The organism is Acinetobacter sp. (assembly GCF_045628685.1).
Lineage (GTDB): Bacteria > Pseudomonadota > Gammaproteobacteria > Pseudomonadales > Moraxellaceae > Acinetobacter.
Window position 1 is genome coordinate 19672 of record NZ_JAZQPV010000104.1, and the last position, 12641, is coordinate 32312.

Below are 12641 nucleotides of genomic sequence, written 5' to 3' on the forward strand. Positions count from 1 at the left end.
ACTCTAGTGCAGTTACTATAATTCATGTTATCTTTTAAAAAATAAACATATACCTGCATTCATTATTAGGTATAGAGCTGTACTAAAAAATAATTAAAGAATAAAAAATTGAGAAGATAATGAAAAATATTGCTGTCATTTTATCTGGTGGCTCTGGTTCGCGCTTTGGTGGAGCCTTGCCCAAACAATTTACTAAACTTGCAGGTAAAGCAATTATTGAATATACCATCGATGTATTTCAGAATTCCGAGGATATTGACGAAATTATTATTGTTTCCCAAACTCAGCATATCCACCATACTTGGGAACTTATTAAAAAAAATAACTGGTCAAAAATTACCAAAGTAGTGACAGGTGGTGCAGAACGTTTTGACTCAACCTATTCAGCATTGACCGCCTTAAGAGGGAATGAGACTACATGTAAAGTTTTATTCCATGATGCCGTACGGCCTTTAGTAACTCAGCAAATCATTTCTAATTGTCTCATTGCCCTACAGGATTTTGACGCTGTCGATGTAGTTATTTCCTCTGCGGATACTTTAGTCGAAGTTTATGATGATGGATGTATTTCAAATATTCCAAACCGCTCATTTATGCGCCGTGGACAGACACCTCAAGCTTTCACCCTGGGCACCATTCAACTGGCTTATAGTAAGGCACTAGAAATAAACCGAAAGACCTTTACCTGTGATTGCGGGGTGGTCCGTGCCATGTTACCTCAGGTGCGTGTGGCAACGGTGGAGGGAAATGAGCGTAATATTAAAGTAACCCATCCTGTCGATTTATTTATTGCAGAAAAATTTTTACAGTCTGCTCATGATATTCCATTTCAAAATGGCGATAGTTTTAAATTTTTAAAAGATAAAAATATTGTTATTTTTGGTGGCAGCAGTGGCATTGGTTGGGAAATGAAAAATCTTGCTCTGGTACATGGGGCGCATGTAGAAATTGCAAGTCGCTCCTATAACCAGGTCGATATATGTAACCTGGAAAATGTTAAAGCTTACCTGTCTGGTATAAAGGAAAAAATAGGTCATATCGACTATGTGGTGAATACGGCAGGGCTTCTGATCAAGAAACCGATTGACAGGTTGAATGTTGAAGAACTCACATCTTTAATTGGTGTAAATTATACCGGTGCGGTAAATGTGGCAATTGCAGCAAAGCCCTATCTGCTAGAAACTTCTGGCATGTTAATGAATTTTACTTCAAGTTCTTATACCCGAGGCCGTGCTTTCTATGCAGTATATTCATCAACAAATGCAGCAATTGTCAACTTTACTCAAGCTTTAGCTGAAGAATGGGATAATGAAGATATTCGGGTCACCTGTATTAATCCGGAACGCACAGCCACCCCGATGCGGACAGCGAACTTCGGGATAGAGCCCGCAGGATTATTACTGTCTGCCCAAGAAGTTGCCTTAACCAGTTTAAAAGTGCTTGGTACTCAAAATACAGGTATCATTGTTGATATTCGAAAAGACGGTCGATAAGAAGCTGCTCATGTCCGAAAATAATTTATATTACATTTATATAGACTCAAAAATTGAAGGCACGATAGATCAACTCATAACTTATTTCCAGACAGATATTTTTAATCCTGATGACTGCATTTGTATTTATTTTAAATATTATAAAGATATTGAAAAATATATAAAAAAGAGGCTTAGCCCAAGACGGATAAAATATAAATTTATACGGAAAAACAGTGATCTGGATTTTAGCTCAAACAAAGTCGTATTTTATCTGTTCAATGCACAGTCAAATTGTAAAATTACTGCGCGCCGTGATTTAACCCATATTTTTGTAACCCATGGTGAAAGCCATAAACTGGCGTCTATTAAGCCGATTATAAGAATTTATGATTTTGTGATTACTTCAGGACAGGTAGGTATTGAGCGGTTTTTAAAGGCCAGTATTTTTAATTCATATAATATTCACCATGAACATCGCGTATTAACGATGGGGGATACCTTTATCGGGCAAAATGCTTATGTATTTGCATCCGATAGTCAGAGCCTGCTTTATGCCCCTACTTGGGAAGGCGGCATACCTGAAGAGAATTATGCCTCGATTGGAGTGCAAGCCACCAAAATTTTAAGTCATATCATCCAGCAATATGGGATTAAAAAACTGTATATCCAACCCCATCCTAATCTGGGACACCGGGATAAAGGATACTTGTTTCATTTCAAAAAGATGATGAATGAGTTGAAAAAATCACCAGTTAAAATTGTATTGGTAAAATCACAGGTCAAATTAGCAGATCACTGGTTTTATCGAGGTTATACGCTTATTTCACAATCCTATAAGCCTGAGATTAAAATTTCAGCTGCTGTGACTGACATTTCAGCGATGGAAATGCAGCTAATTAACAAGAAGATACCCACCTTGGTACTTTTTGAGCAGGATTATTTAAATACGCTGATTATTCCCCGTCAGGTGCAATATTTGTATGCGACCAAGCGATCTTTGCAAAACTTTAATATGGAAGAATTCAGTTTTTTACAACAAAAAGATGAAATACAAAAACATTATGATTATCTGATTGGTTATTGTGAGGAAAATCTGAGAATAATGTCATTTAGACAGCGTATACAGTGGTTGTGCAAATTTGCATACGACAAAAAGATAAAAAATTGTCAGAAAAACTTGGAATTATATTAATTCATGCTGTTATTTAAATATTTAGCAAAACATTAATCGGATATGTTGCAATATGCGGATCAGGTAGAATTGGATACTTCCATTTTAGAGTGTTTTGAAATTTGTAACGAGGTACAACCATCACCTCGCTCAGTGGCTTTGAGGCATTGATTCGGTGGCTAGAAGTCTATTGTTATGGATTTCCTTTCTATAAATCAGGCACCGAATATCATGATTGAAGATGGTAATGTTGTTACAGTGACGGCTGACCGCTATACAGGAACCATTCAGGTACGGGTTGATGGTGCACATAAAGGTGGCCATGCCATTGTATTGCCCTATGGTGCCAGACTGGGGGATGTACTGGTGCAACTGCATCCGAATGCTTTAGCTGAAGCCGAGTCTTTGCAGCTTTACCGTACTTCTGTTGCTACACGGCAGAGAGAGATGCTGAAAGTTGCGCTGGACAAGCTGGAGGAAACCACATGCCCGCTCAAGTACACAGGAAGAAGCCACCTTACGCTTGAGTCAAGCTAAAGCACGATAGATTCAGCCTAAAGGGCTAATGGTACTCAATCCCAATTCTTTTCAAAATGTGATACTGGAACAGGGCGATATCTTATATATTTCGGAAAAAACCTCGATTATTATGGTGCATGGCGAAGTTGCTTTCCCGAATGGGATTGAATACAGTAATGGACTGAATACCAAGAATTATATCGAGCAGATTGGAGACTTTAGCCAGAAATCGAATAAATCCAAAGTGATTGTGATCCAGCAGAATGGTAAAGCAGAACTGGTCAGTAAAACTGCAAAAATCCAGCAGGGTAACGAGATTTTAGTGCTTCCGAAAGCCCAGACCAAGGGAATCGAGCTGACCCATGGTATCACCCAGGTGATCTATCAGATTGCAGTGGCTGTAAAGGTGGCGTTAGATTTATAGATATTTAATTTTTCTACATTTTAAAATTTGATCTAACTTCGGGTTAGTTTAAATTTTCTTTTTTTTGGTGTTATAGATTTTTGCTAAAGTAGAATTTTTAAATTTATCTCTAATACTTATTTGGAAAGTGAATTAAAGTGAATAACCTTATTAAAAATGTAAAAGTAACGTGGTCTATAGTTGTTACAGCTAAAACATCTATAGATAATATTAATATTTTTATAAAACATCATTTAGATATGGGTGTGGATCATATTTATATTTTCTTAGATTCACCACAAGATTTTTATGAGAATGATAATTTTTTTCCTAGTGATAAAGTTAAAATATTTAAGTGTGATGATTTTTTTTGGGCTCAGAGGGAACACTATGAGTGCTTAAGATATTCTCAGGGTGAAAGGCCTAGTATTGTAGAGTATAGACAATATCATAATATGTTGCATGCTCACTCTATATGTAATTCAGAGTGGCTATTAATGATGGATATTGATGAGCTTTTATACTGTCAAGGTAGTGTATCAGAAATTTTGAAAAAATATCCAAATAACATTTTTTCAATATTGGTTAAGCCGATAGAAGCTATATATCATAAAAAAGCTCCTCTAAATTTTTTTGAAGTATTTAGTACAAAATACTTTAAAGTTCATAACAAGAATCATGTTAGAAAATGGAATGAAATATATAATGTTTCTGAAATTAACCATAAATCAGGTTTTTATGGTCATATTACAGGTAAAACTTTTTTTCGTACACAATACCCTATAAGAGCACCATCGTGTCATGTATCAAAACCCTATGAAAATGATTTAGGTCTGGCTTATATTGAAGATAACTTACATTTATTGCATTTTGAGGCACAAACTCCAGAGTATTTCGCTAAGAAAATCAAAAACAGAGCTAATAAAACTTTTAATATTGGATTTTTGGATACACCAAGCATACAAAGAATTAATAATATTATTAATAACTATAATACCAAAGGTGAAAATTATCTTTCTGATATATATAGTTATATGCATATTTTTGATGATCAAAGATTAATGAAGTGTATAGATAATGGATTAATTTTAAAGATAGAAGATAAGCATTTGAAGGAATCCTTTAAACATAAAAGAATCCAAACATATCATGGAGATTTTCTTGTTTTAGATAGAAAAGAATTAAAAGTTATTGCTATTCATGAGTGTGATTATAATATTTTAAAATATTGTTATATACATATTATATTTAATTTGAAGAGAGATGATATTAGGGAAAGTGCTTTTTTGTATGTTGTTTTTGATAATAAAATTAAATATTTAACTCTTAATAGAGATGGTTTTTTAATTTTATATAGCAAAGCTAAAGCACAACTTCTAGATGTTAGCGTTCAGAATAACCTATTTTCACTAAAATTTGAGGATAAATTCTTATCAGCTCGTAAAAATGGGAGCTTACAATTGATTGCTCAATCAATGAAAGATTGGGAACTTTTTTCTTTAAGTGATTTTGAATATTAATAATTTAAGGTAGTTGTTATGTCAAAAATTAGCAAACTTTTTAATAAACCTGATTTGTTTATCAAAGATTTTTTAAAAAATAAAGGTATAGAACCTGATATTTTAGGTAGTAAATTCAATATTAGTTTTCTCAAACAACAAAAACAATTTATATCTAAAGATGGCGTAAATTTGATCGTTTCTAATATTAGATTATTTAAAAAAACAGTTCACCTTTTGCATACAGGTGAAGGTTTAACCCATGGCCCGTCTCACTTAGATCTATGGGTTGAACATTTTGCAAAATCTGGAGAAGATTTTGCTATCTTAATAAGAAACAAAGCTTTATTTGACTGGGCTATACAAAAATATTCTTACTTAGATATCGTATATGCAAAAAATCCAAGTGATGTTGAAAATATCTTGAATAAATTGCCTTTCATCAAGGCCATTTATTACTTCTCAAATACTGGAAATCTAATTCATACACTTAGATATAATCGTTACAAACATATTTTTTTAGGACATGGTGATAGTGAGAAGGCTGGAAGTGCACACAAGTTTTTCCGTGTCTATGATGAAATTTGGGTTGCAGGCCAAGCTCATATAGACCGCTTTAAAAATACAGATTTCAATACTGACCATATTAAATTTGTCAAAATTGGACGTCCAAATTTGAAAAATACTTTAGTAAGTGAATACACATTATCAAAGAATATTAGAAAACGTTTAGTTTATCTTCCAACATGGGAAGGTGTTTATGAAGAAAATAACTATTCTTCTGCACATCTAGCGCCTGTAATGTTAAGTGAAATTTTTAATAAACTTAATTATGATATTGATATAAAACTACATCCTGTTCTTGGTTCTAGAGATAAAACCTTGCTTAACTTACCTCTTACAATCAGTGAGATTTTTTTTAAAAATCAAGATAATGTGACGTTACACTCTAAAGAAGTACCAGTTGAAAAAATTATTAAAAATGCAGATTTTTTTATTTGTGATATTTCTGCGGTTGTCAGTGAGTGTATCTCCACTTTAGCACCAATTTTCTTATTCATGCCTATTGATAGAGAGATCATTACTTCAAATAGTAATATGCAATACAGCGAATATACTTATGTTTTTTCTAATATTGAAGAGTTACTAGATCTCTTAGATGAGGTTATTGTAAAAGGAAATGATAGATTGGTAAAAGCCAGATATAAGGCATTAGATTATCTTTTAACAATAGATGCAACGAAAAATGATGAATTTTATCATTGTTTAAGTGAAATTTCAAAAGACTCTACATTGCTTAATAATAGCCGTGAAAAAGTTATTCAGTAACATTAGAGGGTATCCCCCCCTAAAAATATATACAATATCTGCATCAGATGATAATCGAGTGTAAGAAACTAGCCATTGATATTGTGTTGGTTAAATCTCATGTGAGTCTTTCAGATAGGTGGAACTACCGTGGATGCATATTCATGCCGCAATCTTCTATTAAAAATATTGAAATAGCTGCTACTGTAGTCGATATTACTGCAATGGAAATGCAACTTATTAATAAAAAAATTCCAACTCTTGTTCTTTTTAATGAGTGTTATTTTAAAATAACTCATAATTCCGAAACGTGTTCAATATCTATATAATTCTAGCCGAGCGCTACAACATTTCGACTTTAAAAAATTTAGCTTTAATGAATAAAAAATAGAAATTCAGAAACATAAACATTATTTAATTAGCTATAGTGAAGAGCGCCTAAGAAATAAATCATTTAGGCAACGTATACAATGGCTGTGCGAATTTGCACACGATAAAAAGATAAAAAATTGTCAGGAAAATTTGGAATTATATTAATTCATGCTGTTATTTAAATATTTAGAAAAACATTCACTGGTAGCTTGGAAGCCACTTCTAGAACCTTATGAAAATTATACTGCAGGCTGGGGTCGTAAAGAAAGCTTCTTTAAAGCCCAAGCTCTTGCTGAAAAAAAGGGTTTAAAAGCACTCTGCCTGGAGGACGGTTTTATCCGTTCTTTGGGGTTGGGTAAACAGGGCTTTGCGGCTCTTTCTCTAGTCGCGGATATCACCGGAATCTATTTTGATGCCTCACAATCCTCTGACTTGGAACAACTAATTCTTCAAGCAGAAAAGGAAGAGCTAAATTTACGCGCCGTATCTGCCATTCAGACTATTTTGAGCCAAAAAATCACCAAATATAATCAAAAATTCCAAATAATAGACCCAGTAAAATTTGATCAGAAAACCAAACATGTTTTAGTAATTGATCAAACTTTTGGAGATCAATCCATTAAATATGCAGGTGCTACGCCAGAAACTTTTAAGCGAATGCTGGCGCAAGCTTGTGTAGACCATCCAGAAGCAACGATTTGGGTCAAAACCCATCCCGATGTACTTGCGGGCAAAGCAGAATCGCATTTCCAGGCGCACGATTTTGCATCTGCAAACATTCAGGTATTGACTGAAGCCTATAATCCGATTGAACTGTTGGAATATATGAGCGACGTCTATGTGGTCAGTTCACAGCTAGGCTTTGAAGCCTTGCTTTGTGCTAAGAAAGTCCATTGTTTTGGTGTGCCATGGTATGCAGGCTGGGGACTCACCCAAGACCATCACGCGCCACTACATGTTTTAAATGGGCGACGCATGCAAAATCGATCCTTGCAGCATTTATTTGCCTGTGCGTATTTGCAATACGCCCGTTACGTCAATCCGGTGACAGGTCAGCGCTGTGAATTGGAAGAAGTTCTAGACTTGCTCATTCCTAATATACAGTTTCAGCAAGGATTGGCTCAATCGTATGTAGCGTATGGATTCAGTCCCTGGAAGAAAAAGTTTATTGCAGCTTATTTTGCTTTTCCTCAGCTCAAGCTGAAATTTCAGCGTTATTTTAAACCGCATAAAAATCATCATATTCTGGCTTGGGGAAAAAAAGCCAAGCTGCTGAAAGAATCGGGTTATAAACAGGTCACCACTGTTGAGGATGGATTTATTCGTTCTGTGGGCCTAGGGGCGAAGCTGATCAGACCCTGTTCCCTAGTTTTTGACAATGTTGGAATTTACTACGACGCCACACAGCCTTCACGGATGGAACAGCTGCTTTTAAATGTGAATTTAAGTGCAGAGCAGATTGACCGCGCACAGTACCTAAGACAATTACTCATTGATTTAAATATTTCCAAATATAATGTCGGGACAGCAAAGTCATTAACACGTCCCCCACATCCACGTGTTTTGTTGGTCGTTGGACAGGTGGAGGACGATATGTCGATTCAGCTGGGGGGGATGGGAATCAAAACCAATCTTGGGTTGCTCAAGCAAGTCCGGGAAAACCACCCAGACAGCTATATTATTTACAAGCCGCATCCCGATGTCCAAGCCGGACTACGCATAGGGAAAATTCCTGAACCGGATATGTTGCAATATGCCGATCAGGTAGAACTCGATACTTCTATTTTAGAGTGTTTTGAAATTTGTGATGAGGTACATACCATGACCTCTTTAAGCGGTTTTGAAGCCTTGGTTCGAGGGCTAAAAGTCTATTGTTATGGATTGCCATTCTATGCAGGTTGGGGTTTGACTCAAGATATGTACCTGTCACAAAGACGCAGTAGACATATCACATTAGACGATTTATTGTATGTAACCCTTGTAGAATATCCGACCTATAATTTAGCGAATATCAAGGTGTCGGGCATTCCCTTGGTCAGACCTGAAGATGTAATTGGTTATATAAAAAAACAGTTAAATCAAAAGGTAAGTTATAACGATAGGTATAAACGTATATTATTGGCTCTATATAATATACTAAAAAAAATAGGTTAATTTCTTTATGTCAGTCCATATAAATCGTTTATTACTTTCTGATCGGGTTCTGTTGTTACAGGGACCAATGGGGAAATTTTTTACTTGTTTTTCTGCATGGCTAAAAGCACATAATATTCATTGTTTTAAAGTAAATTTGAACGGCGGAGATCAATTTTTTTCACGTTCATTTGAAGATAATTTTGATTTTACCGGTTCTTCTGCTGAATTTTCAGCTTGGATTGAGGATCTGCTGTTAAGCCAGGACATTGATGCGGTCGTATGTTTTGGTGACTGCCGCAAATATCATCAAATTGCAAAAAAAGTTGCATTAAAGCATCAGATTAACTTTTTTGCTTTTGAAGAAGGCTACATCCGGCCGAACTACATTACCTTTGAGCAGGATGGAGTTAATTTCTTTTCCAACTTTTTATCGCATTTGAAGTTAAAAGCCAAGAAACATAAACATACCCAGATTGAGGAAATTTCCGAAGTAAATAATAGCTACCGCTCAATGGTGGTTAGTGTGATGATCTATTATCTGTTTATGCTGATTTTCTCCTGGAAATATCCACATTATAAACACCACCGGCAGATGAGTATTTGGGCTGAAATTTATTATTGGATCTGGTCGGGTATTCGGCGTATTAAAAACTATTGTGTAGAGGACAGGCGTTTTAAGAAATTTATGCGGCTATATAGAAAACGCTATTTTGTTTTCGCATTACAAGTCCATAACGATTTTCAAATCCGTACCCATTCCGATTTAAAGTGTATGAAAAAGTACATTCAAATGGTGATTCAGGATTTTGCCCAGCATGCAGATCCATATCATCATCTGGTGCTCAAACATCATCCGATGGATCGTGGTTATCGTAATTATGCCTCCTATATTCAAAACCTGGCTAAGTCTTATAAGATTGAAGGACGGATTCACTATTTTTGTGATATCCATTTACCGACGCTGTTAAAAAGTAGCCTCGGTTTTGTAGCGGTAAATAGCACGACAGGTATTCAAGCGCTATATCATCGCATTCCGGTAAAGGTACTGGGCTATGCGCTATATAATTTACCCAAACTGACCAATCAACGCCCTTTAGCAAAATTCTGGAGAAATCCTGGTAGGGTCGATCAGGTCTATTTTAAATATTTCCGTGAAGAACTGATTAATTACTCTCAATTGAATGGCGCTTTTTATGGTGCTTCACCTTGGATGAATCATTATGATAGGTCGCATATCGAAATGGATGTAGAAATGCAGCAATCAAATAATCCTGTTTCTACCTAAGGTCTTGCGTCAGTTTTACTATTTAACGCAGTCTGCTGTTCTATAAAATTTAGTTTAAATTTGAAATTAAGTTATCAATAATCCATTTAAGAATGCATCAGGATCAGTTTTCCTGGTTTCAATGAGAAAATAGAAATAATAGTTAACTCCATAAAAAAAGCCCCCATCTTTCGATGAGGGCTTTTTTTGAATCTGGAGCGGGAAAGGAGACTCGAACTCCCGACCCCAACCTTGGCAAGGTTATGCTCTACCAACTGAGCTATTCCCGCTTATTGAGCAGTTTTTTATAAAACTTACACTAAAAAATTTGAGCGGGAAAGGAGACTCGAACTCCCGACCCCAACCTTGGCAAGGTTATGCTCTACCAACTGAGCTATTCCCGCATGCCGTGTATAATACATTATGCAAAAATAGGGTCAATAACTTTATGATAAAACTTGTATCAATTGCATAAAATAAAACCATTTTTCAGGCTGATGGCGGTTTTGTAAGCAAAAATGATATGGCTCACCACGATCTCTGCTTAAAACTGCTGAATGATTTAAATGCTTCAGGATAAAGATTGAATCGGAACACGTTATACTAAGCCCAGCGCTTAAGCGATTTGGGAGTATTATTTTGAGTTTAGAACAGCAACTGATTCAACGCCTTCAAGATTTATCACCGACACATTTGGAAGTGGTGAATGAGTCGTCAGGTCATGGTGGCTATTTCCCCGGTAAAGAGTCACATTTTAAAGTGATTGTGGTGAGTAACAGCTTTGAAGGATTACGCCTGGTGCAACGTCATCAGAAAATTTATGCTGCAGCCGGAGATTTGCTTAGCCCGAGTCGTATTCATGCGCTGGCAATCCATGCTTTTGTTCCGTCGGAATGGCAAGGACAAGCGACGACCAGCCCTGAATGTGCACATGCACCCAAATCTGAATAAGGAATGTTGAACAACAATGGACATGCAGCTGACCGTTAAAATTATACATATGAGTATTGTGACCCTGCTGATTGGGGTGGTAATTGCTCGGGCTTTTACTCTGTTTGTCGGGGTTCAGGGTAATCAGCCTAATCCAGTGGCACGGAAATTTTTGGTGGCATTCCAGCATTTGTCGATGAGCTTGATTGTATTGACCGGGGTCACCTCTTTAGTGATCAAGAACTTCGAAGTGCAACCGTGGTTCTATGCCAAAGTGGTTTTATTCCTGGTTTTATTTTCATCTTTAAACAAAGCGTATAAAAAAGATGACAGTATTTTATTGGCACAACGTCTTGCAGGCTTAGCCATTGCTGTGGTGGCACTGATTGGGATTATTGGTCTAGTCATCATTAAGCCAAATTTCGGCTAATTGTTAGACATAATTGTTTTTGAAGCAAGGCGGGTAGGTTAAACTGCAAGCAATACATAAATATAAAGCATAGAGGGCTGCAATGCGGACACGTGTGGTTTTTAATCAAAAAGGTGGGGTCGGCAAGTCAAGTATTGCCGTAAATCTAGCGGCAATCAGTGCACATCAAGGTTTTAAAACGTTGTTGATTGATCTCGATCCACAAGCCAATTCGAGTCAATATCTATTGGGAGATGATGCGACTTACTCGGTGGATAAACCTGCATTGGAGCCGAATGTTGAGAACTACTTTGAAGAAGTGCTGGGCAGCACTCAAAGTAAAGGACTTTTAGGAAATGCCATTGGTTCGATTTTAAAGAATCGTTCCAAAGGTCTGGAAAGCTATGTTCATCAATCGCCGTTTAAAAATTTGCATGTGATTCCTGCCAGTCCGACCTTGGGTACACTGGCACATGCTTTAGAATCCAAACATAAAATTTATAAATTACGCGATGCCCTGCAACAGCTGGCAGGTCAATATGACCGTGTTTATATTGATACGCCACCCGCATTTAACTTCTTTACTTTATCTGCACTGATTGCTGCAGAGCGAGTACTGATTCCTTTTGATTGTGATGTTTTCTCGAAACGGGCTTTAAAAACCCTGATTGAAAATGTCATTGAAACTCAAGATGATCATAATGAGCGTCTGGAAATTGAAGGCATTGTGGTGAACCAGTTTCAGGCACAGGCAAAATTGCCACGTGAAGTGGTGCAACAACTCAAAGATGAAGGCTTGCCTGTGTTAGAGAGTATGTTGCCACCTTCAATCTTAATGAAAGAGTCTCACCTTAAAAATCAGCCTTTAATTCATTTGGCTACTGATCATAAATTGACGCAAGCCTATCAATCATTGTTCAATGAAATTGAGCAAAATAAGATTTGAGGTTTCCCATGAAGATAATGTATTTAAGCCTGTTATTGGGCAGTACACTTTTATTAGGCGCGTGTGCGACCACAGTTAAACCGACTTATGTATCACCAACGCAGTATCAAGCCTTGAGCTGCCAGCAATTACAAAGTGAATATAACCGTATTCAGCAATATGTCGACAGTGGCGTACAACCGCCCAAGCGTAGCGGAGTGGGCGTCGGT

The 12641-nt window shown here is 36.4% G+C and carries 12 protein-coding genes, 2 tRNA genes and 1 pseudogene; 13 read left to right on the top strand and 2 right to left on the bottom strand.

The genetic code is table 11. The features are described from left to right. Positions 1-119 precede the first annotated feature (119 nt). The 9 genes from ACKI4H_RS13610 (at position 120) to ACKI4H_RS13650 (ending at position 10168) form a co-directional block, all read left to right on the top strand. Positions 120-1493: a D-ribitol-5-phosphate cytidylyltransferase gene (locus tag ACKI4H_RS13610; RefSeq protein WP_407306617.1), complete on the top strand. Its 1374-nt coding sequence runs from the start codon at positions 120-122 to the stop codon at positions 1491-1493. Positions 1494-1503: 10 nt separating this feature from the next. Then, positions 1504-2667, top strand: a complete 1164-nt coding sequence (locus ACKI4H_RS13615) for a hypothetical protein (protein ID WP_407306619.1) — start codon at positions 1504-1506, stop codon at positions 2665-2667. 174 nt (positions 2668-2841) lie between these two features. Beyond that, a complete protein-coding gene (locus tag ACKI4H_RS13620) occupies positions 2842-3183 on the top strand; it encodes a hypothetical protein (RefSeq protein WP_407306621.1) in 342 nt (113 codons plus the stop codon). A gap of 28 nt (positions 3184-3211) precedes the next feature. Beyond that, entirely contained in the window at positions 3212-3589 is a 378-nt protein-coding gene (locus ACKI4H_RS13625; RefSeq protein ID WP_407306623.1) for a hypothetical protein, read from the top strand. A gap of 137 nt (positions 3590-3726) precedes the next feature. After that, positions 3727-5088: a glycosyltransferase family 2 protein gene (locus tag ACKI4H_RS13630; RefSeq protein WP_407306625.1), complete on the top strand. Its 1362-nt coding sequence runs from the start codon at positions 3727-3729 to the stop codon at positions 5086-5088. A gap of 18 nt (positions 5089-5106) precedes the next feature. Then, complete coding sequence (locus tag ACKI4H_RS13635) at positions 5107-6396, top strand: hypothetical protein (protein ID WP_407306628.1); 1290 nt, start codon at positions 5107-5109, stop codon at positions 6394-6396. A 143-nt stretch (positions 6397-6539) separates the two neighbouring features. Next, on the top strand, positions 6540-6704 hold the full coding sequence (locus ACKI4H_RS13640; RefSeq protein WP_407306630.1) for a hypothetical protein: 165 nt from the start codon (positions 6540-6542) through the stop codon (positions 6702-6704). Positions 6705-6915: 211 nt separating this feature from the next. Next, positions 6916-8901 carry a capsular polysaccharide biosynthesis protein gene (locus tag ACKI4H_RS13645; RefSeq protein ID WP_407306633.1) on the top strand — a complete coding sequence of 662 codons (1986 nt, stop codon included), beginning with the start codon at positions 6916-6918 and terminating at the stop codon, positions 8899-8901. A 7-nt stretch (positions 8902-8908) separates the two neighbouring features. Continuing rightward, positions 8909-10168 carry a capsule biosynthesis protein gene (locus tag ACKI4H_RS13650; RefSeq protein ID WP_407306635.1) on the top strand — a complete coding sequence of 420 codons (1260 nt, stop codon included), beginning with the start codon at positions 8909-8911 and terminating at the stop codon, positions 10166-10168. A 193-nt stretch (positions 10169-10361) separates the two neighbouring features. Here the strand turns inward: ACKI4H_RS13650 and ACKI4H_RS13655 are convergent. Continuing rightward, positions 10362-10437: transfer RNA gene (locus ACKI4H_RS13655), tRNA-Gly, on the bottom strand. A gap of 41 nt (positions 10438-10478) precedes the next feature. Next, positions 10479-10551: transfer RNA gene (locus ACKI4H_RS13660), tRNA-Gly, on the bottom strand. A 235-nt stretch (positions 10552-10786) separates the two neighbouring features. Here ACKI4H_RS13660 and ACKI4H_RS13665 point away from each other — a divergent pair. The 4 genes and pseudogenes from ACKI4H_RS13665 to ACKI4H_RS13680 form a co-directional block, all read left to right on the top strand. Next, positions 10787-11098 carry a BolA family protein gene (locus ACKI4H_RS13665; RefSeq protein WP_407306638.1) on the top strand — a complete coding sequence of 104 codons (312 nt, stop codon included), beginning with the start codon at positions 10787-10789 and terminating at the stop codon, positions 11096-11098. Positions 11099-11114: 16 nt separating this feature from the next. Further along, a complete protein-coding gene (locus ACKI4H_RS13670; RefSeq protein WP_407306640.1) occupies positions 11115-11507 on the top strand; it encodes a SirB2 family protein in 393 nt (130 codons plus the stop codon). A gap of 82 nt (positions 11508-11589) precedes the next feature. Then, positions 11590-12432, top strand: coding sequence for a ParA family protein (locus tag ACKI4H_RS13675; RefSeq protein ID WP_407306642.1), 843 nt, complete (start codon positions 11590-11592; stop codon positions 12430-12432). A gap of 8 nt (positions 12433-12440) precedes the next feature. Beyond that, positions 12441-12641: pseudogene (locus tag ACKI4H_RS13680) on the top strand (hypothetical protein); the annotation flags it as partial.